The sequence below is a fragment of the Amycolatopsis nivea genome (assembly GCF_004522235.1).
Lineage (GTDB): Bacteria > Actinomycetota > Actinomycetes > Mycobacteriales > Pseudonocardiaceae > Amycolatopsis > Amycolatopsis nivea.
Genome location: NZ_SDLT01000073.1, coordinates 1 through 20,381, shown reverse-complemented (window position 1 = coordinate 20,381; position 20,381 = coordinate 1). Strand labels below are relative to the sequence as shown.

The window sequence follows — 20,381 nt, the reverse complement described above, 5'->3', positions numbered from 1 at the left end:
TTGTGGGAGAGTAGGACACCGCCGAACTTAACCTGACAGTCTGGGCCCCGGTCCGAGAACCCCTGGTGGTTCTCCCGGGGCCCAGACTCGTATCCGGACCAGAACAAGGCCCGAACCCGGCAACGGGTTCGGGCCTTCGTCATGCCCAAGCTATTTCTTCGGAACCTCCCGAAAGCTGCAACTGGATCGCGCCGCGGCGCGCGCAGGACTGGGCTTCAAGACCCCAGGAGCGTGAGAGGGGAACGCATCCCGCGGAAGCGAGCAACTGGTTGGCCCCATTCAGCAGTGCAGGCAGTGGCGGCACGAGGCAACAAGATCCAGCCAGCAGGGCAGACAACGGAGCAACTAGTCCTGGGCGAGCTTCGCCTGCCTTGTGCGCTCACCACGGAGGTAGCGGCTCCCAGCACCGGCGGCGGGGAAGCGATGCGACACGCAGAGAAACGTCCAGCACCGCCGGCAAAGCGGCGCTGCGAGGGAAGGCGTCCGCGCCAGGGAGCAATGGGCAGCACTAGGCGATGAGATCGAGGCAGCAAGACCGGCAACGGAAGGCCCGTCCTGGGGCCGGGCTTCGTCTCCGCAGCCGATCCGACGGCATTGCGGCCCGGTGCCGATAGCCACTCCGCAGCGGCATGGCCCGGTGTCGGTCACTGCTCGGCAGCGACACAGCCCGGTGCCGCTAACTGCTCCGCAGCAACGCGACTCGGTGTCGCTCACTACTCTGCGGCAACGCGACTCGGTGCTGCTAACTGTTCTGCGGAGACACGGTTCGGTGCTGCTAACTGTTCTGCGGAGACACGGCCCGGAGCTGCTCACTACTCCGCGGCAACGCGGCCCGGTCCCGATCACTACTTCGCAGCAACGCAGCCCAGCCCCGGTAACCCCTCCCACCCCAGGGCAGCAAAAAGGGTGCCGGAGCAAGAAGCTCCGGCACCCTTCTCTGTCGAACCGTTCAGCCGAACCAGCCCTCAACCTTGCCCAACCCAAGCAGGCCGGAAAGGGGCTACTTCAGGGCCGAGCCCTTCTGCCAGTCGGTCCAGGACTTGGACCAGTCGCCGTACAGGTCCCACACCGGGAGTTGCGGGCCGCCTGAGTTGGTGACTTCTACGACGTCTCCCAGGCCGAAGTTGTTGAAGAACCACTCCGCGTTGGCGGCGTTCAGGTTGATGCAGCCGTGCGAGACGTTGGAGCTGCCCTGTTGCCCGACGCTGTTCGGGTTCTCGTGGACGAACTCTCCGTCGTTCGAGATGCGTTCGGAGAACTTCTCGTTCGAGCGGTACGCCTTCGGGTCCGGCGGGCACACGCCGTACGTGCAGGAGTCCATCGTGTAGTTCGCCTGCTTGTCCGAGATGACGTGCGGGCCGAGGTGGGTGGGGGTCGCGTCCTTGCCCATCGAGATCGGCATCGACTTCACCATCGAACCGTTGTGGAAGATCTGCATCTGTTCGCTGTTGCCGTCGGCTTTCGCGATCCACGAATCGTGCACCTTGTACGTTTCGGTGCGATCGTCCGCTCCGTACACGCCATTTCCGAAATCGACGCCGTAAATCTTCGCGGTCACCGTCAGCGTGGTGCCCGGCTTCCAGTATTCCTTCGGCCGGTAGTGGACGTTCTTGTCGTCCATCCAATACCAGCTGCCGTCCTGCTTCGGCGACGACTCGACCGTGAGCGCCTTCTCTACCGCGGCCTTGTTCTTCACCGGGACGCCGAAGCTGAACACGATCGGCTGGCCCACGCCGACGCCCGAGCTCTTCACCGCGTTCGGGGCCGGGATCAGGTTCGCGTTCGCCTGCTTCTTCGGCGACAGCGTGGTCACCTGGCCCTGCTGTTCGACGGATTTCCCGTCCGCGCCTTGGGCATGCGCCTTCACCTGGTACGTGCCGCCGTAGCCGAGGACCTCGGTGGTCGTCCAGCTGAGCTTGTCCGGAGAGAACTCGCCCGCGACGGCTTTGCCCTTGGAGCTCGTGACCGTGACGTCCGTGAGTTTCCCGTTCGCCGCCTTCACGACGATCGGCGTGCTCGGGCTGATCCCGGACGCGTTGGCCGGTTCGATCGACACCGATGCCGGTGTCGCGGTCTGGCTCGACCCGCCCGGCGCACCGGGCGTGCCAGCGTTGCTGCCGCCGTCCCCGGAGGAACAGGCGGAAAGCAGCACGGTCGCCGCGAGAATTCCGGCGAGCGGAAAAAATGTCTTCTTCGGGAACATTATGTCTCTTTTGTGAGGGTCCAGGACCGGCAGGTTCAACTGCAAAACTACGCGATCGGAAAGACGCCCCGACCGGCGGATCGGTGCATTAGGGTGACGCGGATCACGTTCGCGAATTCCGCGGCGCGCAGATCAGGGACGCAGCAATCCGGGCGCCCCGTACAAGCCGGGGCCGTCGACGGTCAGCTCCTTCAGGTGGTCTCGCGCGGCGTGATAGGCCTGCGACGCCAGGTCGTCGGTGCGCGAGAAGTCCAGCGGGCTCACCTGGACCGGCGCCGGGCCGGGCAGGTAGACCACCGGCACCGTCCGGGCGGCGACCGGCGCTTCCAGCACGGCCTGGTTGCGCATGCTGATCATCGCGGTGAACATCATCACCTCGGCGAACGTCCGGGGCGCGCCGGGCATTTTGCCGGGGAACGCGCAGTCCAGGACGACCAGCGACTTCGCGCCCATGCGCAACGCCTGCCGCATCGGGACGTTGGCGACCAGGCCGCCGTCGTAGAGGAGACGGTCCTCGTACGGCACCGGCGGGTAGATGCCGGGGATCGCGCAGCTCGCCAGGAGCGGTGCTTGCAGCGGACCAGACGTGAGCAGGACCGGTTCGGCGGTGTCGACGTCGGTGGTGACGACGCCCAGCGGCATCGCCAGATCCTCGAACCGGCGGCCGGCGCCGAGGTGGTCGTCGATGATCCTGGCCAGACCGGTGTTCGGGAACAGGTGGGTTTTGCTGTGCCGGAGCGTCCGGACCTGGCTGAGCACGCCGCCGGGGAAAGCCTCGGCCTTCGTCATGTGCGCCCAGATGTCGCGGAGCCGCCGGAGCCGGTCGTCGCCGGCCAAGGCGAGCACCGCGGCGTTCAGCGAGCCGACGGACGTGCCGACCGCCAGATCCGGCGCGATGCCCGCTTCGTCGAGGGCTTGCAGCATGCCCACCTGCAGCGCGCCGAGGCTGCCGCCCCCGCCGAGGACGAACGCGACCGGCTTCGGGAGGGCAAGTGCCTGCATACGGTCGAATCTAACCAGCCGGACGGCTCCCGGGCGGGTGACTTCGAGTGACCTCGGTCAATTGCCGGTGCGGGCGGGCTCTTCCGGCTGCTCGTCCGGCGAAGCGGCGGGACCGGTGATGCCCAGCGTCTTGCGTTTCTTCATGCGCAGCAAGAAGAACACCAGCACTCCGATCACCAGCGCGGCCACCACGAGGAACCCGGTGTTCATCGCGCTCTCGACCTGCTTGGCCGCCTCGCCCAGCGCCGCGCCGAGGCTGATGTGCACGAGCGACCAGCAGAACGCGCCGGCGGCGGTCGCCGGGAGGAACTTGCGGAACGGCAGGTTCGACGCTCCCGCGGCGGCCGGCGTCAGGGTGCGCAGCACCGGCAGGAACCGCGCGAAGAACACCGCCCACGCGCCCCGGCGTTCGAGGACGCCGGTGGCCTTGTCCCACGCGTCCAGGCCGTATTTGCGGATGAGCTTCGTCTCCCGCAGCCGCGGCCCGAACTTCCGGCCGAGGGCGTACCCGATCGAATCGCCCAGCGCCGCGCAGACGGTGACGACCGCCCACAGTGTCAGGAAGCGGGGCACGGACGTCGCCGTGGTCGCCGCGATCAGCAGGCCCGATTCGCCCGGGGCGATGAAGCCGAGGCCGATCGTGCACTCGGCCAGCACGAGCCCGCCTGCCGCCGCGACGAGACCCGGTTGGGGGAGTGCTTGCAACCAGTCGAGGATGTCCGTTACTAAGGCCACACCATCACTTTACTGATTCTTGGGAATAGCGTGCCACGTTCAGGGGACGCGGAGACGAATAAGGGGCCCCGGTGCGTAACCGGGGCCCCTCGTCGGTACGGGTTCAGCGGGACAGCAGGCTGCTGGCTTCCTGCGCAGCGGGTCCTTCGGCGGTCAGGTGGGCGAGGTTCTCCGGCAGTTCCTCGCCGCGGTGCGCCTTGGTCTGGGCGTAGAGCCGTCCGGCGCGATAGGACGAGCGGACCAGGGGACCGGCCATGACGCCGGGGAAGCCGATCGCCTCGGCGGTCTTGGCGTGTTCCACGAATTCTTCCGGCTTGACCCAGCGGTCGACCGGGTGGTGCCGCGGGGAAGGCCGCAGGTACTGGGTGATCGTGATGATCTCGCACCCTGCGTCGAAGAGGTCCTGCAGCGCGACGCTGACCTCCTCGGGGGTTTCGCCCATGCCGAGGATCAGGTTCGACTTCGTCACGAGCCCGGCCGCGCGGGCCTGCGTGATCACGTCCAGGGAGCGCGCGTAGCGGAAGCCGGGGCGGATCCGCTTGAAGATCCGCGGCACCGTCTCCACGTTGTGCGCCAAAACCTCCGGCCGAGACCCGAACACCTCAGCCAACTGGTCCGGCTCGGCGTTGAAGTCCGGGATCAGCAACTCGACACCGGTGCCGGGGTTCAGCACGTGGATCTGACGCACCGTCTCCGCGTACAGCCAGGCACCGCCGTCCTCGAGATCGTCACGGGCGACGCCGGTGATGGTCGAGTACCGCAAGCCCATCGCCTGCACCGACTCCGCGACCTTCCGCGGCTCCGTGCGATCCAGCGCAGCGGGCTTGCCCGTGTCGATCTGACAGAAATCGCAGCGCCGCGTGCACTGGTCCCCGCCGATCAGGAACGTGGCCTCCCGGTCTTCCCAGCATTCGTAAATGTTGGGACAACCAGCCTCTTCACAAACCGTGTGCAGACCCTCGCGCTTGACCAGCCCCTTGAGTTCGGTGAACTCCGGCCCCATCCGCACCCGCGTCTTGATCCACGACGGCTTCTTCTCGATCGGCGTCTCGCTGTTGCGCACCTCAAGCCGCAACAACTTCCGCCCCTCCGGTGCAGCAGTCACGATCCCCACCCTACGCCGAGGTTTTCCTGTGAACGGGACCCAATCCAGCCCGTGGACGACCGGAAACGCACAGGGTTCTCCCAGAAGCTCTGCGGATTCGCCCGGACCGGCCGGGCACGCTCGCCGGCATGACAGCGATCGAAGTACGCGGGCTCACGAAACGGTACGGGCCCGACACCGTGGTGGACGACCTGTCGTTCAGCGTCGAGCCCGGGCAGGTCGCCGGGTTCCTCGGGCCGAACGGGGCGGGCAAGTCCACGACGCTGAAGATGATCACCGGTCTCGCCTCCCCGACGCGCGGGTCGGTGACGATCGGCGGACGGCGCTACCGGGACCTCGCCGTGCCGCTCACGGAGGTCGGCGCGCTGCTCGACGCGGGTGCCGTGCACGGGGCCCGCAAGGCGCGCGACCACCTTCTCGCGCTCGCGGCGAGCAACCGGCTGCCGCGGAGCCGGGTCGACGACGTGCTCGCGCGCACCGGTCTGGAGAGCGTGGCAGGGCGGAGGGCAGGCGGGTTTTCGCTCGGGATGCGGCAGCGGCTCGGCATCGCGGCCGCGCTGCTCGGCGACCCCCGGGTGCTGATTTTCGACGAACCGGTGAACGGCCTCGACCCCGAGGGCATCCGCTGGATCCGGGACTTCATGCGCTCGCTCGCCCGCGACGGCCGCGCGGTGCTGGTGTCCAGCCATCTCATGAGCGAGATGGCGCAGACCGCCGACCGGCTGATCGTCATCGGCAGGGGCAAGCTGCTCGCCGACACCGCCACCGCCGAACTGGCCGGTCAGGCGGGTTCGGTGCTCGTCCGCGCCGCCGATCCGGACGGGTTCGCCCGCCTTCTGCTCGCCGCCGGAGCCGCCGTGCGGGACAGCGCTGGAGACGCGCTGGTCGTCTCCGGCCTGACCAGCGACGAGATCGGAAAACTGGCCGCGTACCAGGGGGTCGCGCTCGGGGAGCTCACGCCGCAGCGGGTTTCGCTCGAGGACGCGTTCCTCGCGCTCACCGAGGACAGCATCGAGTACCAGGGGGTTGCCGCATGATCGTCTCCGGCACGCTCAGATCGGAGTGGATCAAGCTCCGCAGCCTGCGTTCCACCTGGTACACCGTGGCCAGCCTGTTCGCCGCCGGGCTCGGCATCACCGCGCTGGCGACGGCTTCGGCGGGTGCCGAGTACGCCAAGGCGACGGCCGCGGAACGCGCGGCCTGGGATCCGACCGGTCTCAGCTTGAAGTCCTTCATCGTCGCGCAGCTGATCATCGGGGTGCTGGGTGTCCTGGTCGTCACGTCGGAATACGCGACCGGGCTGATCCAGACATCGCTCACGGCGACGCCGCGGCGGTCCCGGCTGCTCGCGGCGAAGGTGGTGCTCGCCGCCGCGGTCGCCGTCGTGGCCGGGCAGGTGCTGATGTTCGCTGCTTTCCTGATCGGACAAGGGTTTCTCGCCGGGCAGCAGTTGCCGCACGTGAGTCTCGGCGACGCTGGCGTGCTCGGTGCCGTGGTGGGCGGCGGGCTGTACCTCGCCGCGATCGCGTTGCTCGCGGTCGGTCTCGGCACGCTGATCCGGGCGACCGCGGGTGCGCTGGCCGCGCTGGTCGGGATCGTGCTGCTGGTGCCTGCGGTCGCCGACCTTTTCCCGTCCTGGATGCAGTGGCTGTTCACGTTCTGGCCGTCCAAGGGCGCGGCGGCGATTTTCTCCGGCAAGGTCGATCCGGCGTACCCGGATCCGTGGCTCAACCTCGCCGGCCTGTACGTCGGCGTGGCCGTGGTGCTGGCCGTCGCGTTCGCGGCGTTCCGCAGGCGGGACGTGTGACCGTGGTCTCCGTACGCTGGCGTTCATGGCAGGGATGACGCCCGCTCGGCTGCTGGTGGTCGACGACGAGGCCACCGTGCGGCAGTTGTTGTCGGCGGCGTTGCGGTTCGCCGGGTTCGAGGTGAGGTCCGCGGCGACGGCGGGCGAGGCAGTCACCTCCGCTGCGGAAGAGCCGCCTGACCTGGTGCTGCTCGACGTGATGCTGCCGGACGCGGACGGTTTCGAGGTCGCCCGGCGTTTGCGCGAACGGCATCGGCCCGGCCGCGGCGGACCGGTGCCGGTGCTCTTCCTCACCGCCCGCGACCGGCAGGCGGACAAGGTCGCCGGCCTGTCGCTGGGCGCCGACGACTACGTCACCAAACCGTTCGACCTGGAGGAGCTCATCGCGCGGATCCACGCGATCCTCCGGCGCACGCAAGGACGCCAGGCGGTCGTGACGGTGGGCGAACTGGTGCTTGACGCGGAAGGCCATCAGGTGACGCGGGCCGGGCAGCCGGTCCGCGTCTCCGCCACCGAGTTCCGGCTGTTGCGGTATCTGATGGAGAACGCCGGGCGCGTGGTGTCGAAGGCGCAGATCCTCGACCGGGTGTGGCAGTACGACTTCGGCGGCGACGCCAGCATCGTCGACACCTACGTCTCCTATCTGCGGCGCAAGGTCGACACCGGTGAGCCCAAGCTGATCCACACCGTGCACGGCGTCGGTTACGTGATGCGGGAACCGCGGCGGTGAGGCATCCACTGCGCCGGATGTCGTTGCGCACCCGGCTTCTGCTCATCACGGCGGGTCTCTTGCTGGCTGGGTTGACGCTGATCAGCGCCGTCGTCTCGGACCGTCTGGAGCGCTACCAGCTCGACCGGATCGACACCCAGCTGCGCGGTTTCACCGAGCTGATCGCGCGCGTGCCGTCCGGCGTGCTGCCCGCGGGCGACCCCCGGACGTCCGCGCTGGACCCGGCGCTGGACCTGATCGGCGCCCCGTACGTGGTCTATCTGGGCGCGAACGGCGCGGTGACCGGCGGCATCCATTCTTCACGGCTGGCGGCGGAAACCCTGCCCTCGCCCGAGGAACTGCGATCGGTACCGGTGCACGGCCCGCCTGCCGACCTGCGGGCCGCGAACGGTTCGGAGCGCTGGCGCGCGGTCGCGGCACCGGCACCGGGCGGGACGGTGATCGCGGCGGCTCCGCTCGCCGAGGCGGACGCCCTGATCTCCCGGTTGCGGACCAGCAGCGTGGTCACCGGGTCCGTGCTGCTCGTGCTGCTGACCGGGGCCGGCTGGTTCGCGTTGCGCGGCGGGCTGCGTCCGTTGCGCCGGATCGAGCACACCGCGGCGGCGATCGCGGGCGGCGACCTCAGCCGCCGGGTGCCCGGGATCGCCGCGCCGGGAACGGAAATCGGCCGCTTGGCGGGGTCGCTCAACACCATGCTCGGACAGCTGGAGCGCGCGTTCGCCGACCGGACCGCTTCCGAGGCGCGGATGCGGACCTTCGTCGCGGACGTCAGCCACGAACTGCGCACGCCGCTTTTCGGGATCAAGGGCACCGCCGAGCTGTACCGGATGGGTGCGCTCCCGGAACAGTCCGATGTGGACGAAGCCATGCACCGGATCGACCGGGAAGCGGTCCGGCTGGCCGCGCTCACCGAGGACCTGCTTTTGCTTGCCCAGCTTGACGAAGCGCCGGAAGCGCAGCTCGACCGAGCGCCGATGGACTTGCGCACGCTGGCTGGCGATGCCCGGCACGCGTTGCGCGCGCTCGACCCGTCACGGCCGATCGAGCTGACCGGACCTGGCGGCGAGGGCGGGCCTGGACCGGCTCCGGTGAACGCCGACGAGGCGCGGCTGCGGCAGGTGGTCACGAACCTCGTCGGCAACGCTGTCGCGCACACTCCGCCGGGCACCGCGGTCCGCATCGGGGTCGGGACTGTGGGCGGTCGGGCGGTGCTGGAGGTTGCCGACGAAGGCCCGGGAATGACTGCGGCGCAAGCAGAACGCGTCTTCGACCGGTTCTATCGCGCGGATCGTTCGCGAGCGAGGACACCGGGTGCGGACGCGGGTCTGGGGCTCGCGATCGCCCGGTCGCTGACGCGAGCGCACGATGGCGAGATCGAGCTGGAGACCGCGGTCGGCGAGGGGGCGTGTTTCCGGATTGTGTTGCCGCTGCTGGAGTTCAGTGCGGATCGGGAGTGACGCCGGTCAGCTCGGCAGTCAGTTCCCACAGCCTGGTCCCGGCTTCCGGATTCCGGGCCGGAGCAAGGGTGCGCACCTTCGTCGGACGGCCGCGGACGGCGAAAACCGGTCCGATGTAGTCGCCGCTTTCGACGTCGGGGGCAGTCGCGGCGTACAGCTGCGGCAGTGCGCCGTGCTCGACGCGTTGGGCCAGCAGCATTCCGCCGAGCTTGCCGATTTCCCGGAGTGCGGTGCGCAGCACGGGATTCCGGTACGAGCTCGCCATGTTCGTGGTCAGGCCGGTCGCGCTGTAGCCGGGATGCGCGAGCACGCTGCGCACGGTGGAATCCGCCGCGCGGAGGCGTCGGTCCAGTTCGATCCCGAAGGTTTGGTTCGACAGTTTCGCCTGGCCGTACGCGGCTGCCGCGCGATACGGACGGCGTTCGGCGTTCGGGTCGTCCAGGTGCAGGTGTGCGCCGAGGGCGGCGACGCTGGACAGCGTGACGACGCGGCCGGCCGGTGCGCCGCGCAGGGCGGGCATCAGCAGCCACGTCAGCGCGGCGTGCCCGAGGTGGTTCGTGCCGAATTGGAGCTCGAAACCGTCCGCGGTGCGGCCTTGTGCGGTGGCCATGACCCCGGCGTTGTTCATCAGCACGTCCAGCGCGTCGCCGGTGAGTTCGCGCACGGCCGCGGCGGCTTTCCGGACGGACGCCAGGTCGGCGAGGTCCACGCGGACGAGTTCGGGTTTGGCCCCGGAAGCCGCGGCGCGGACCCGTTCGAGTGCGGTTTCGCCGCGTTCCGGCGAGCGGCAGCCGAGCAGCACGCGGGCGCCGTGCGCGGCGAGGACTTCCGCCGAACGCAGGCCGAGGCCGGAATTCGCTCCGGTGATCAGGACGGTCCTGCCGCTCTGGTCGGGGATCCGGGCCTCGGTCCAGCGTTCGTTCATCGGGCCAGCTAACTACACGTCACGCACTCGGCGCGAGCAGGCGCATCAGATGCCCGACCGGGCCGCGCCTGCGGACCGGGCCGGTGTCGCCGGCGCGGATCAGCGCGTCGAGCGTCTGCCCGACCTTGACGATCTCTTCGGCGGGCTCGTCCGGTTCGGCGAGGCCGGCGGTGAGCGCCAGCATGTGCAGTTCGGTGCGGTGCAGCGGTTCCAGCGCGGGGCAGCGCTCCAGCGCGCCGTCCAGTGCCGCACGAAGGTCTTCGTGGTCGTGCTGCGCCTGCCGCCACGCGCGGGTGACGGCGTCGACCTGGTCACCGGGAAGATCCGCCTCGTCGGGATCGGCGAACTCGGCGCGCAGGTAGCCGCTGAGCAGCTGCGTCCACTTGTACTGCAGTGCCAGCAACAGGTTCTCTTCGGTGCCGAACTCGTCGGCGGCACCCGGGATTTCGGCCAGCGACAGCGGTGCCTGCGGCGCGCGCCTCGCCTGGCGGACAGCGGCATCGAGGATCTCTCGCCGCCGGTAGAAGTCGGTCCAGCTCATGGTGTGGCTCCCCTTCCGTGACCCGGGTCATACTGCCGGTCTGCGGCATACTCCCGGTACGGACCTGACGCAGCCAACATACCACGGGTATGGTCCGTCGGGCCCCGGCGTAAGGTTGTGAGCGTGCCGACAATGAGGTCCCGACGACTCGACTACTCCGAGTCGACCCGATCCGCCCTGGTCGACAGCGCGGTCGAACTGTTCACGAAACGCGGATACGCGGGCACCTCGCTCGACGAGGTGGCCAAGCGCGCCCGCGTCACGAAAGGCGCGCTGTACCACCATTTCAGCGGGAAGCAGGCGCTCTTCGAGGCCGCCTTCGAACAGGTCGAAAGCCTGGTCTACGACCGGCTGCAGAAGATCATGACCGGCGACGGCGAGCCGTGGGAGCGCGCGATGGGCGGGCTGCAGGCGTTCATCCGCAGCTGCCTCGACCCCTCCTACCAGCGGATCGCCATCCACGAGGGGCCGGTCGTGATGGGCTGGGAACGCTGGCGCGAGGCCGAGGAACAGTCGAGCTTCGGGCTCGTGCGGTCCGGGCTGCAGTTGCTCGTCGACGCGGGCGAGGTGGAACCGGTGCCGGTCGACCTCACCGCGCGGCTGCTGTTCGGCGCGCTGTCGAGCGCGGCCACCGAGATCGCGGGCGCGGCCGACCCGAAGAAGGTCGGGGCCGAGATCGAGGACGTCATCACGCGGATGCTGTCGAGGCTGCGCCGCCCCGCGGGACACGAAGAACGGCCCGCCGCGGGCTGACCGATCCGCCGTTAGGCTGGCGGACATGGACTTGAGGATCTTCACCGAACCCCAGCAGGGGGCGAGCTACGACGACCTGCTGCGGGTCGCGCGGACCACCGAAGCCGCGGGCTACGACGCCTTCTTCCGCAGCGACCACTACCTCAAGATGGGCAGCGCGGACGGCCTTCCCGGGCCGACCGACGCGTGGATCACCCTCGCCGGCCTCGCCCGCGAGACCGAGCGCGTCCGGCTCGGCACGCTCGTCACCGCGGCCACCTTCCGCCACCCCGGCCCGCTCGCGATCTCGGTCGCGCAGGTGGACCAGATGTCCGGCGGGCGCGTGGAATTCGGCCTCGGCACCGGCTGGTACGACGACGAGCACACCGCCTACGGCCTCACCCTGCCGCCGCTCAAGGAGCGCTTCGACCGCTACGCCGAGCAGCTCGCGGTGATCACCGGCCTGTGGAAGACCCCGGTCGGCGAGACCTTCTCCTACTCCGGCGACTACTACACGCTCGCCGACTCGCCCGCGCTGCCGAAGCCCGCGCAGTCGCCCGCGCCGCCGGTGATCATCGGCGGGGGCGGCAAGAAGCGCACCCCGGCGCTGGCCGCGCAGTACGCCGACGAGTTCAACCTGCCGTTCGTGGACGCGGAAACCGCGCTCGCGCAGTTCCAGCGGGTGGACGCGGCGGCGGAGGCGATCGGCCGCGACCCCAAGGAGATCCTGCGTTCGGTCGCGCTCGTGCTCGCGGCGGGCCGGGACGAGGCCGAGGTCGCGCGCCGCGCGTCCGCGATCGGCCGGGAGACCGGCGAACTGCGGGCCAACGGGCTGGCCGGGACCGCGGCGGAGATCGTCGACCGGATCGGGCAGTGGCGCGAGAAGACCGGGATCACCCGGTTGTACCTGCAGGTGCTCGACCTTTCCGACCTCGACCACATCGAGTTCGTGGCCTCCGAGGTCGCACCGCAGGTGGACTGACGCGAAAAGGGGCCTCCCGCGGGAGGCCCCTTTGTCGTGGAGAAGGTCAGTTCTGCAGGGCGAAGGTGACGCCGGGGGCCTTCGGGGCCTCCGGGCGCGGCAGCCAGCGGTCGTCGCTCACCTGCAGTTCGCCTTCGAGCGCGGCCAGCACCAGTTTCTTCGCCAGCGGCAGCACCTCGGCGACCGGGACGTCGCGCTGCAGTTCCCAGGACAGCGAGGTGACGCCCGCGTCGCGGATGCCGCACGGCACGATGTTGTCGAACGCGGCCAGGTCGGCGTTGCAGTTCAGCTCGAAGCCGTGCATGGTCACGCCGCGCTGGACGCGGATGCCGATCGCGGCGATCTTGCGTTCGATGCCGCGCTCGTCGGCCGGGATCCACACGCCGCTGCGGCCCTCGACGCGGCCGGTGCGGACGCCGAACCGGTCGCACACCGCGATCAGCGCCTCTTCCAGCCTGCGCACGTAGTGCATGACGTCGATCGGATCGGCGAGCTTCAGGATCGGGTAGCCGACCAGCTGGCCGGGGCCGTGCCAGGTGATCTTGCCGCCGCGGTCGACGTCGATCACCGGGGTGCCGTCGGCGGGCCGGTCCTCGGGTTCGGTGCGCTTGCCCGCGGTGTAGACCGACGGGTGCTCCAGCAGCAGCATGGTGTCCGGCCCGGTTTCGTCCGCCCGCGCGGCGAGGATCTCCCGCTGCAGGTCCCAGGCCTCGGTGTAGTCGATCGTCCCGATCTCGCGCACGACGAGGGGCTCGGTGGCGATGCGGCAGCTTGCGCTCGAAGAACTCACCCGTCGAGGCTACGCCTTTCGCGCACCGGAAAGGGGATCAGCCGGAGTGCGGTCGCTGACACCAGTCCCACGCCGAGCACCGCGAGCACGGCCCCGATCGTGTCGGTGACCCAGTGCACGCCGAGCACGATCCGGCAGGCCGCGGCCAGCACGGTCGCGGCGGCGGACAGCCAGATCGCCCACCGCACGGCCCGCGGCCGGAGCCAGGCGCACAGCAGGACCACGACCAGGCTGGTCGTCGCCACCGAGACGACGTGGCCGCTGGGGTAGCTCAGATCCGGGTACACGCGCGGGCGCTGCCGCTGGAACACTGGCTTGAACGCCAGGCTGGTCAGCCGGCACAGCACCAGCACTACGGCGAGCCGCACGCACAGCGAGAGCTGCGACCGGTCCCGCAGCACGACCGCCAGCAGCACCACGCCGAGCACGTACGGCAGCACGGGGCCGAGGACGTTCGTCACCATGCCCGCGATCTGACCGGCCGGGTGCGTGTCCTGTCCCCGCAAGGCCGTGGCGACCTCGACGTCGAGCTGCAGCGGCTGCCGGTCCACCAGGAAGCCGAGCCAGAGGAACGCGGCGAACAGCACCACTCCAGTGACGATCCACCGGACGCGCGGCATCGTCACGTCGCCGCGGCGAGCGCGCTGTCGACGGTGCGGTGCCGGAATTCGTACCCGCTCGCCTCGAGCTTCCGCGGCACCGCGCGCTGCCCGAACAACGCCATCTCTTCGGCGGCCTGGCCGAGGGCGATCTTCATCGCGATTTCCGGCACCCACCACGGCGCGGGCCGGTGCACCGCGTGGCCGAGGGCCTTGGTGAACTCGGCGTTGGAGACGGGGATCGGACCGGTGAGATTGACCGGTCCGGACAGCGTTTCGTGCTCCAGGATGTGCACGAGGGCACCGATTTCGTCGTCCAGCGCGATCCACGGCATGAACTGGCGGCCGTCGCCGAGCCGTCCGCCGAGGGCGAAACGGAAGAGCGGGCGCAGCACGTCGAGCAGGCCGCCGCTGCGGGCCAGGACGAGACCGGTGCGGACCGAGACCACGCGGGCGCCGGCCGCCGCGGCGGTCGCGTCCTCCCATTCGACGCACATCTCGGCGAGAAAACCGTTGCCCGGCTTGGTGTCCTCATCGACCACAGTGGACCCGGTGTTTCCGTAGTAGCCCACGGCGGAGGCGTTCACCAGCACCCCGATGCCGTGCTCCGTCACCGCTTCGGCGAGCACTTCGGTCGGCTCCACCCGGCTGTCGAGCAGCTGCTGTTTGCGCATTCCGCTCCAGCGGCCGGGCAGCAGCGGGGCGCCGCACAGGTTCACCACCGCGTCGATGCCGTCGAACGCGCCGTCGTCGATCCGTCCCGACGGCGGGTCCCAGCCGTGCTCGTCTTCCGCCCGCGCGGTCCGCCGCACCAGCCGGCGCACCTCGTGCCCGGATTCGCGCAGCCGTCCGGTCAATGCGGTGCCGATAAGGCCGCCGGAGCCCGCGATGAGTACCCGCATGCCTCTGATCGTGTCCTATCGGCCCGGTTCGCGCACACCCGGGCGGAGCTGACCGGCGACGTCGGCGGCGGCGGTCAGCAGCACCAGCGCGGGGATCGCGGCGGTCGGCTTGAGCCGATAGCTGCCGCGGCGGTCCTGCTCGACGAGCCCGGCCGCGGTGAGCGCCTTGAGATGGTGGTAGAGCCGCCCCGGCGAGCTGAGTTCCGCGGCTTCCTGCAGCGCGGCCCCGGTTTGCGCGCCGTCGCGGGCGAGCAGCCGGACGAGCGCGATCCGGTCGGTGTTCGCCAGCGCGGCGAGCACCTCGGCGCGCGGCCCGTCCGGCAGCGACAGGACCGCCGGGGTCGTGAGCCGGATTTCCCAGCGCAGCTCGGGATCGGTCAATTCACCCTGATAGCCCACGATCCCCGGCGGACCGTCCTGGACGGGTTCGGCGGGCCGCCCCTCCAATGCGGCCATCCGGCGTTCGAGCGCCGCGACACGCTCGGCGAGGTCTTCGGTCATGCCGGTCAGTGTCCCAGCGCACGCTCCAAAGCCGCGAAGGTGTCCGGGCGGAACAGCGCGCCGACGCACAACTGCTGCAGCGCTCCGCCGTACTGGAGATCCTCCGGCGTGGAGTTCTTGATGAAGACCGTGCAGGTGCCGGGACGGCGGTCCGGCCACAGCAGATCGAACCCGAGCACGAGGAAGCCGGGAAGGTTTCCGCCCTTGTACAGCACGGCTTTCGTGCCCGACGGCTCGTGTCCCGCGAACTGTTCGCCGAGGACTCGCTGCGCGAGAACGGCCGCGCGATCGCGGTTCGCGGCGATCTCGTGGTGCAGCCGGAACAACTGCTCGGCGCTGCCCTGTCCGGTCGAGGCCGACCACGCCATGATCGCTTCGACGGAGGGCGGCTTTTCGGCGACCCGGGGGAGCACCTGGGCACGGAACGACGGATCGCATGCGAACCGGTTCGACAGCGCGTCTCCCGCCGCGCGGCGGAGCACGACCGGGCTGCCTGGCGGCGGGCAGTACTCGGGGAAAAACAGCAGCAACGTTTCGCCGCCGAACATCCGCACGTCCGGCATCCGCCAGCCGCCACGGGCTGCCGCCGCACGCAAAGCCCGGTCGCCGAGCCGGGCGCGCAGGTAGTCCGCTGCGGCATTGTCGCTGCAGAGGATCATCGTTTCCGCGATGCTCCGCAGCGGCACACGCTGGTCCGGATTCGTCGCGACGCCGTACTCGTCGCACGGGATTCCCAGATAAGTCAGCGCGGTGTGGTGGTCGCCCTTGCCGACCTCGCCGTCGCCGATGTACGGATGCCGGGCGTCCCAGTCGCCGACGCGCACCTGCTCGTCCGGATCGAGCCGTCCTTCGGCGACCGCGGTCGTGTAGGCGAGCAGATGGACCACCTTGATCGCGGACGCGACGACGAGCGACCGGTCCGCGAGATGGCTGAACCGGCGGCCGGCGCCGTCGGAGAAAACCGCTGACACGTCGTCGCGGTGGGCCGCGAGCCGGGCGAGCCAGCCTTCGGGAGTGGATTGGTCCGGGGGATCGGCCAGCGCGAGCGAGGGCAGGACGAACGTGGCGGCCCCCGCTGCTGCGACCGACGTGAGCAAGCTTCGTCGAGTGAGCATGCCGAGCAGCCTACTCCGGTATTCCGGAATTCCGGATTAGCCGAAAGTAGGAGAAACGGCGAAGGCCCCCGCACTCGAGTGAGTGCGGGGGCCTTCGGCCGAGGAACTACCGGATCAGAGACCCAGCTCGTCCTCGAAGTTGCCCTCTTCCAGCCGCTGCTTGATCGTGGTCAGGAAGCGGCCGGCGTCCGCGCCGTCGACCAGGCGGTGGTCGTAGGTCAGCGGCAGGTACGCCATCGAGCGGACCGCGATGGTGTCGTTGCCCTCGGCGTCGCTCACCACGACCGGGCGCTTCACCACGGCGCCGGTGCCGAGCATGCCGGACTGCGGCTGCACGATGATCGGCGTGTCGAACAGGGCCCCGTTGGAGCCGATGTTCGTGACGGTGAAGGTGCCGCCGATCAGCTCGTCCGGCTTGATCTTGTTGGCCCGGGCCCGCGCCGCCAGGTCGGCGATGCGGTGCGCGAGACCGGCGAGGCTCAGCTCGCCCGCGTCGTGGATCACGACCGAGAGCAGGCCGCGCTCGGTGTCCACCGCGATGCCCAGGTGCACGGCGCCGTGGTAGGTGATCTCCTTCGTGTCCTCGTTGTAGGACGCGTTGACGTTCGGGTGCTGCTTGAGCGCCTCGACGGTCGCCTTGGCGAAGAACGGCAGGAACGTGAGGTTGACGCCCTCGCGCTCCTTGAACGCCGCCTTCGCGCGCTGGCGCAGCTTGGCGATCTTGGTGACGTCCACCTCGTGCACCTGCGTGAGCTGCGCGGAAACCTGCAGCGACTCGCGGGTCTTGGTGGCGGTGATCTGCCGGATCCGGCTCGCCTTCTGCACGGTGCCGCGCAGGGCGGCGACCTCCGGCGACACCGCGGCGGCGCGCGGCGCGGACGGAGCGGCGGCGGCCGGGGCGGCTGCCGGAGCGGAGGCAGCCGGGGCCGGAGCCGCCTTCTGCTTCGCCTCGGCCGCGGCGAGCACGTCCTGCTTGCGGATGCGGCCGCCGACTCCGCTGCCGGTCAGCGACGCGAGGTCGATGCCGTGCTCGGAGGCGAGCTTGCGCACCAGCGGCGTGACGTACGGGCCGTCGGCGGATTCCGCCGGGGCCTGGGCGGCCGGAGCGGGCTTGCTCTCCTGCGCCGGAGCCGGGGCCGGAGCGGCAGGCGCCGGAGCCGGAGCCGCCGGGGCCGGGGCGGGCTTGCTTTCCTGGACCGGGGCCGGAGCGGGCTCGGGTTCCGGAGCGGGAGCGGGCTTGCTCTCCTGCGCGGGCGCGGCGGCCGGGGCGGCGCTCGCGTCGCCGATGACCGCGAGCACTCCGCCGACCTCGACGGTCTCGTCCTCGCCCGCGCGGATCTCCAGCACGGTGCCGGCGACCGGCGACGGGACCTCGGTGTCGACCTTGTCGGTGGAGATCTCGAGCAGCGGCTCGTCGACCTCGACCGACTCGCCGACCTGCTTCAGCCAGCGGGTGACGGTGCCCTCGGTGACGCTCTCGCCCAGCTCGGGCAGCTTCACCTCGGTGCCCGAACCGCCCGCGGCCGGAGCGGTGTCCGGCTGCGACGGAGCGGACTCGGCCGGGGCGGATTCGGCCTGGGCAGGGGCTTCCTGCTGCTGCGGCGCGGGCTCCGGTTCCGGCTCGGCCTGCTGGGCCGGGGCGGAAGACTCGGGCACGCCGCCGGTGCCGTCGTCGATCACCGCCAGCTCGCCGCCGACCTCGACGGTGTCGTCTTCCTTGGCGCTGATCTTCACGACCGTGCCTGCCACCGGCGACGGTACTTCGGTGTCGACCTTGTCGGTCGAGATCTCGAGCAACGGCTCGTCGACCTCGACGGTGTCGCCCTCCTGCTTCAACCACCGGGTGACGGTTCCCTCGGTGACGCTCTCGCCGAGCTCCGGCAGCGTGACGGAGTAGGCCATTGTTCGCTGGCTCCCTTGATCGCTAAGACGTGGTCTGGATTGTGCTGGTTGCGCGTCAGCTGTGCACGTGCAGCGGCTTGCCCGCGAGGGCGAGGAACGCTTCGCCGAGTGCCTCGGTCTGCGTGGGGTGCGCGTGGATCAGCGGGGCGACGTCCTCCGGGAACGCCTCCCAGCTGTAGATCAGCTGCGCTTCGCCGATCAGCTCGCCGACCCGGTCGCCCACCATGTGCACGCCGACGACGGGGCCGTCCGGGGCCTTCACCAGCTTCACGCCGCCGGAGGTCTTGAGGATCTGGCTCTTGCCGTTGCCGCCGAGGTCGTAGGTGAACGTGGTGACGTCCGAACCGTACTTCTCCTTGGCCTGGGCCTCGGTGAGCCCGACCGACGCGACCTCGGGGTGCGAGTAGGTGACGCGCGGGATGCCGCGCTCGTCGATGGCGCGCGGGTTCAGCCCGGCGATCTCCTCGGCCACGAAGATGCCCTGCTGGAAGCCGCGGTGCGCGAGCTGGAGGCCCGGCACGATGTCGCCGACCGCGTAGACGTTCGGCAGGTTGGTGCGCAGCCGGTCGTCGGTGAGCACGAAGCCGCGGTCGATCTGGACGCCCGCCTCCTCGTAGCCGTGCCCGGCCGAGTTCGGGCCGCGGCCGACGGCGACCAGCAGCAGGTCGGCCTCCAGCGTTTCGCCGGACTCCAGCGACACGCTGACGCCGTTGTCGTCCTGCTTCGCGCCGGTGAACCGGACGCCGGTCTTGAAGGCGATCTTGCGGCGCCGGAACGCGCGCTCGAGCTGCTTGGAGGCGTACTCGTCCTCGTTCGGGACCAGCCGCGGGAGCGCCTCGACCACGGTGACGTCGACCCCGAAGGAGGCCCACACGCTGGCGAACTCCACGCCGATCACGCCGCCGCCGAGCACGACGACCTTCTTCGGCACGTAGTCCAGCGTCAGCGCCTGCTCGCTCGCGATGATGCGGCCGCCGAGCTCCAGGCCGGGCAGGGTGCGCGAGTACGAACCGGTGGCGAGGATGACGTTCTTGCCGGTGTAGCGCGTGCCGTCGACCTCGACGGTGGTGCCGCCGACGAACCGGCCGGTGCCCTCGACGAGGTTCACCTTGTGCGCCTTGGCCAGGCCCTGGAGGCCCTTGTACAGCCGGGAGACGATCCCGTCCTTGTACTTGTTCACCCCCGCGATGTCGATGCCCTCGAACACGGCCTTGACGCCGAAGGTCTCGGCGTCGCGGGCCTCGTCGGCGACCTCGGCGGCGTGCAGCAGGGCCTTGGTCGGGATGCAGCCCCGGTGGAGGCAGGTCCCGCCCAGCTTGTCCTTCTCGATCAGCGTGACGGAAAGGCCCAGCTCGGCCGCGCGGAAGGCCGCGGCGTAGCCGCCCGATCCGCCTCCCAGGATCACGAGGTCGGCGGAGGTGTCGCTCACTTCAATAACTCCTCGGCAGCGATAGGGGTGGAGCTTCGGTCGCCGCGGCACCCGGTATAACCGCGCGCGCGACAACAGCCATCTTGTCACTACGCCGATCGGCGTTGCGACCTAGCCGGGCCAAGGCGGTGCTGCGACACCGGCCACACACGAACCCGGGAATAATGAAGTCCGGACTCTCGCCGGAAGAAAGGTGGTCGAAGTGGGGATCTTCGACTCGTTGCGCCGCCGCGGCAGACGCGGCGGGGGCACGGGAGCGGGCCGCTCCGGGGGCTCGAGCGATACCCGTTACCTGGAGGAATGGGCTGCTGCGCGTCGTGGGGTGGAGGCGTATGTCGAGCCGCCGACCACGGTGACTGACACCACTGTGGTGCTTGTCGCCCATGACGGGGAATGGACCCGCCGGCGTATTGGGAGCTTCGACGCGGCGCAGCGGTTCGGGCATAAGCACACGATTCCGGTGTATGAGGCTGCGCGGGTTGGTTATCCGAAGCGGATGCGGGAGTACACGGAGAGGCAGAAGCGGCGGCCTGGTGGTTGAGGTTGGGCTGTTGTCGGTGACTTCTCGTCGCCTGGCGGCGACATCGGGCGTTGGTTGCGTGGGGCACCCCGAAGTTTGATTGTGCTGACGGTTCGGGGGTGCTTGTCAAGGCGGGAAAGATGCCTTGACAAGCACCCCCGAACCGCAGGGGAGCTTCGTATCGGGGTGCGGGGGAGGGCTGGGTGCCTCGCTCGTTGGGTGCATCGGCTGCGGGTCGGCTTGGTGCCTCGATAGTGGGTGCATCGGATGCGGTGAGCGGTTGGTGCATCGATGTCGGCTGCGGGAGCCGGGCTGGGTGTCTCCTTTGTTGGGTGCGTCGGCTGCGGTTCGGTGGGTGGGGTAGCGCCCCAATGGGGTTGTTTCATCGTGGTTGTGGCTGGTGG

20 protein-coding genes are annotated in these 20,381 nt (G+C 70.0%); 7 read left to right on the top strand and 13 right to left on the bottom strand.

Annotated features, from left to right (window positions below; all coding sequences use genetic code 11):
• Positions 1-1,000: 1,000 nt before the first annotated feature.
• From EIZ44_RS42955 to lipA, 4 genes are all read right to left on the bottom strand, one after another.
• Positions 1,001-2,203, bottom strand: coding sequence for a L,D-transpeptidase family protein (locus EIZ44_RS42955; RefSeq protein ID WP_134734462.1), 1,203 nt, complete (start codon positions 2,201-2,203; stop codon positions 1,001-1,003).
• Positions 2,204-2,335: 132 nt separating this feature from the next.
• Positions 2,336-3,205, bottom strand: a complete 870-nt coding sequence (locus EIZ44_RS42950) for a patatin-like phospholipase family protein (protein WP_134734461.1) — start codon at positions 3,203-3,205, stop codon at positions 2,336-2,338.
• A 57-nt stretch (positions 3,206-3,262) separates the two neighbouring features.
• Positions 3,263-3,940: a DedA family protein gene (locus EIZ44_RS42945; protein WP_134734460.1), complete on the bottom strand. Its 678-nt coding sequence runs from the start codon at positions 3,938-3,940 to the stop codon at positions 3,263-3,265.
• A gap of 103 nt (positions 3,941-4,043) precedes the next feature.
• Entirely contained in the window at positions 4,044-5,045 is a 1,002-nt protein-coding gene (gene lipA, locus EIZ44_RS42940; RefSeq protein WP_134734459.1) for a lipoyl synthase, read from the bottom strand.
• A 128-nt stretch (positions 5,046-5,173) separates the two neighbouring features.
• Between lipA and EIZ44_RS42935 the strand changes: the two genes are divergently transcribed.
• From EIZ44_RS42935 to EIZ44_RS42920, 4 genes are read left to right on the top strand one after another with little or no spacing between them, the layout of a single operon-like run.
• Positions 5,174-6,082, top strand: coding sequence for an ABC transporter ATP-binding protein (locus EIZ44_RS42935; RefSeq protein WP_134734458.1), 909 nt, complete (start codon positions 5,174-5,176; stop codon positions 6,080-6,082).
• Positions 6,079-6,852, top strand: coding sequence for an ABC transporter permease (locus EIZ44_RS42930; RefSeq protein ID WP_134734457.1), 774 nt, complete (start codon positions 6,079-6,081; stop codon positions 6,850-6,852). The genes EIZ44_RS42935 and EIZ44_RS42930 overlap by 4 nt, the downstream gene beginning before the upstream one ends.
• Before the next feature lie 34 nt (positions 6,853-6,886).
• Positions 6,887-7,582, top strand: a complete 696-nt coding sequence (locus tag EIZ44_RS42925) for a response regulator transcription factor (protein WP_134734463.1) — start codon at positions 6,887-6,889, stop codon at positions 7,580-7,582.
• Between the two features lie 17 nt (positions 7,583-7,599).
• Positions 7,600-9,039 (top strand): sensor histidine kinase, encoded by a 1,440-nt coding sequence (locus EIZ44_RS42920; RefSeq protein WP_240691564.1) that lies wholly within the window; start codon positions 7,600-7,602, stop codon positions 9,037-9,039.
• Here the strand turns inward: EIZ44_RS42920 and EIZ44_RS42915 are convergent.
• The gene (locus EIZ44_RS42915) at positions 9,020-9,964 is read right to left on the bottom strand and encodes an oxidoreductase (RefSeq protein ID WP_134734456.1); all 945 of its coding nucleotides are present in this window, start codon (positions 9,962-9,964) and stop codon (positions 9,020-9,022) included. The genes EIZ44_RS42920 and EIZ44_RS42915 overlap by 20 nt on opposite strands.
• A 19-nt stretch (positions 9,965-9,983) precedes the next feature.
• Entirely contained in the window at positions 9,984-10,505 is a 522-nt protein-coding gene (locus EIZ44_RS42910) for a hypothetical protein (RefSeq protein WP_134734455.1), read from the bottom strand.
• Positions 10,506-10,637: 132 nt separating this feature from the next.
• Between EIZ44_RS42910 and EIZ44_RS42905 the strand changes: the two genes are divergently transcribed.
• Entirely contained in the window at positions 10,638-11,258 is a 621-nt protein-coding gene (locus EIZ44_RS42905; RefSeq protein ID WP_037809498.1) for a TetR/AcrR family transcriptional regulator, read from the top strand.
• 25 nt (positions 11,259-11,283) lie between these two features.
• Positions 11,284-12,219 carry an LLM class F420-dependent oxidoreductase gene (locus tag EIZ44_RS42900; RefSeq protein ID WP_134734454.1) on the top strand — a complete coding sequence of 312 codons (936 nt, stop codon included), beginning with the start codon at positions 11,284-11,286 and terminating at the stop codon, positions 12,217-12,219.
• 46 nt (positions 12,220-12,265) lie between these two features.
• On the opposite strand, the gene lipB is transcribed toward EIZ44_RS42900, so the two are convergent.
• The 7 genes from lipB to lpdA all read right to left on the bottom strand — a co-directional run bounded on the left by lipB (position 12,266) and on the right by lpdA (position 19,457).
• Positions 12,266-13,009, bottom strand: coding sequence for a lipoyl(octanoyl) transferase LipB (gene lipB, locus EIZ44_RS42895; protein ID WP_134734453.1), 744 nt, complete (start codon positions 13,007-13,009; stop codon positions 12,266-12,268).
• On the bottom strand, positions 13,006-13,635 hold the full coding sequence (locus EIZ44_RS42890; protein WP_167754466.1) for a phosphatase PAP2 family protein: 630 nt from the start codon (positions 13,633-13,635) through the stop codon (positions 13,006-13,008). The genes lipB and EIZ44_RS42890 overlap by 4 nt, the downstream gene beginning before the upstream one ends.
• The gene (locus EIZ44_RS42885; protein WP_134734451.1) at positions 13,632-14,510 is read right to left on the bottom strand and encodes a TIGR01777 family oxidoreductase; all 879 of its coding nucleotides are present in this window, start codon (positions 14,508-14,510) and stop codon (positions 13,632-13,634) included. Before EIZ44_RS42885 ends, EIZ44_RS42890 begins: the two co-directional genes overlap by 4 nt.
• Positions 14,511-14,525: 15 nt before the next feature.
• Entirely contained in the window at positions 14,526-15,011 is a 486-nt protein-coding gene (locus EIZ44_RS42880) for an ArsR/SmtB family transcription factor (protein ID WP_037809509.1), read from the bottom strand.
• A gap of 5 nt (positions 15,012-15,016) precedes the next feature.
• Positions 15,017-16,126, bottom strand: coding sequence for a serine hydrolase (locus tag EIZ44_RS42875; RefSeq protein ID WP_134734450.1), 1,110 nt, complete (start codon positions 16,124-16,126; stop codon positions 15,017-15,019).
• 114 nt (positions 16,127-16,240) lie between these two features.
• On the bottom strand, positions 16,241-18,028 hold the full coding sequence (sucB, locus tag EIZ44_RS42870) for a 2-oxoglutarate dehydrogenase, E2 component, dihydrolipoamide succinyltransferase (RefSeq protein WP_134734449.1): 1,788 nt from the start codon (positions 18,026-18,028) through the stop codon (positions 16,241-16,243).
• Positions 18,029-18,083: 55 nt separating this feature from the next.
• Positions 18,084-19,457, bottom strand: coding sequence for a dihydrolipoyl dehydrogenase (lpdA, locus tag EIZ44_RS42865; RefSeq protein WP_037809512.1), 1,374 nt, complete (start codon positions 19,455-19,457; stop codon positions 18,084-18,086).
• A 193-nt stretch (positions 19,458-19,650) separates the two neighbouring features.
• Here lpdA and EIZ44_RS42860 point away from each other — a divergent pair, with 193 nt between their 5' ends.
• Positions 19,651-19,998 carry an oxidoreductase gene (locus EIZ44_RS42860; protein WP_134734448.1) on the top strand — a complete coding sequence of 116 codons (348 nt, stop codon included), beginning with the start codon at positions 19,651-19,653 and terminating at the stop codon, positions 19,996-19,998.
• Positions 19,999-20,381: the final 383 nt, after the last annotated feature.

What these genes read in the sequence shown, in the direction of transcription:
- EIZ44_RS42900 (WP_134734454.1), top strand. Translation starts at nt 11,284, where the DNA reads ATGGACTTGAGGATCTTCACCGAACCCCAGCAGGGGGCGAGCTACGAC.
- EIZ44_RS42910 (WP_134734455.1), bottom strand. Translation starts at nt 10,505, where the DNA reads ATGAGCTGGACCGACTTCTACCGGCGGCGAGAGATCCTCGATGCCGCT.
- EIZ44_RS42905 (WP_037809498.1), top strand. Translation starts at nt 10,638, where the DNA reads ATGAGGTCCCGACGACTCGACTACTCCGAGTCGACCCGATCCGCCCTG.
- EIZ44_RS42950 (WP_134734461.1), bottom strand. Translation starts at nt 3,205, where the DNA reads ATGCAGGCACTTGCCCTCCCGAAGCCGGTCGCGTTCGTCCTCGGCGGG.
- EIZ44_RS42880 (WP_037809509.1), bottom strand. Translation starts at nt 15,011, where the DNA reads ATGACCGAAGACCTCGCCGAGCGTGTCGCGGCGCTCGAACGCCGGATG.
- EIZ44_RS42885 (WP_134734451.1), bottom strand. Translation starts at nt 14,510, where the DNA reads ATGCGGGTACTCATCGCGGGCTCCGGCGGCCTTATCGGCACCGCATTG.
- EIZ44_RS42925 (WP_134734463.1), top strand. Translation starts at nt 6,887, where the DNA reads ATGACGCCCGCTCGGCTGCTGGTGGTCGACGACGAGGCCACCGTGCGG.
- sucB (WP_134734449.1), bottom strand. Translation starts at nt 18,028, where the DNA reads ATGGCCTACTCCGTCACGCTGCCGGAGCTCGGCGAGAGCGTCACCGAG.
- EIZ44_RS42915 (WP_134734456.1), bottom strand. Translation starts at nt 9,964, where the DNA reads ATGAACGAACGCTGGACCGAGGCCCGGATCCCCGACCAGAGCGGCAGG.
- EIZ44_RS42875 (WP_134734450.1), bottom strand. Translation starts at nt 16,126, where the DNA reads ATGCTCACTCGACGAAGCTTGCTCACGTCGGTCGCAGCAGCGGGGGCC.
- EIZ44_RS42935 (WP_134734458.1), top strand. Translation starts at nt 5,174, where the DNA reads ATGACAGCGATCGAAGTACGCGGGCTCACGAAACGGTACGGGCCCGAC.
- EIZ44_RS42930 (WP_134734457.1), top strand. Translation starts at nt 6,079, where the DNA reads ATGATCGTCTCCGGCACGCTCAGATCGGAGTGGATCAAGCTCCGCAGC.
- EIZ44_RS42920 (WP_240691564.1), top strand. Translation starts at nt 7,600, where the DNA reads ATGTCGTTGCGCACCCGGCTTCTGCTCATCACGGCGGGTCTCTTGCTG.
- EIZ44_RS42955 (WP_134734462.1), bottom strand. Translation starts at nt 2,203, where the DNA reads ATGTTCCCGAAGAAGACATTTTTTCCGCTCGCCGGAATTCTCGCGGCG.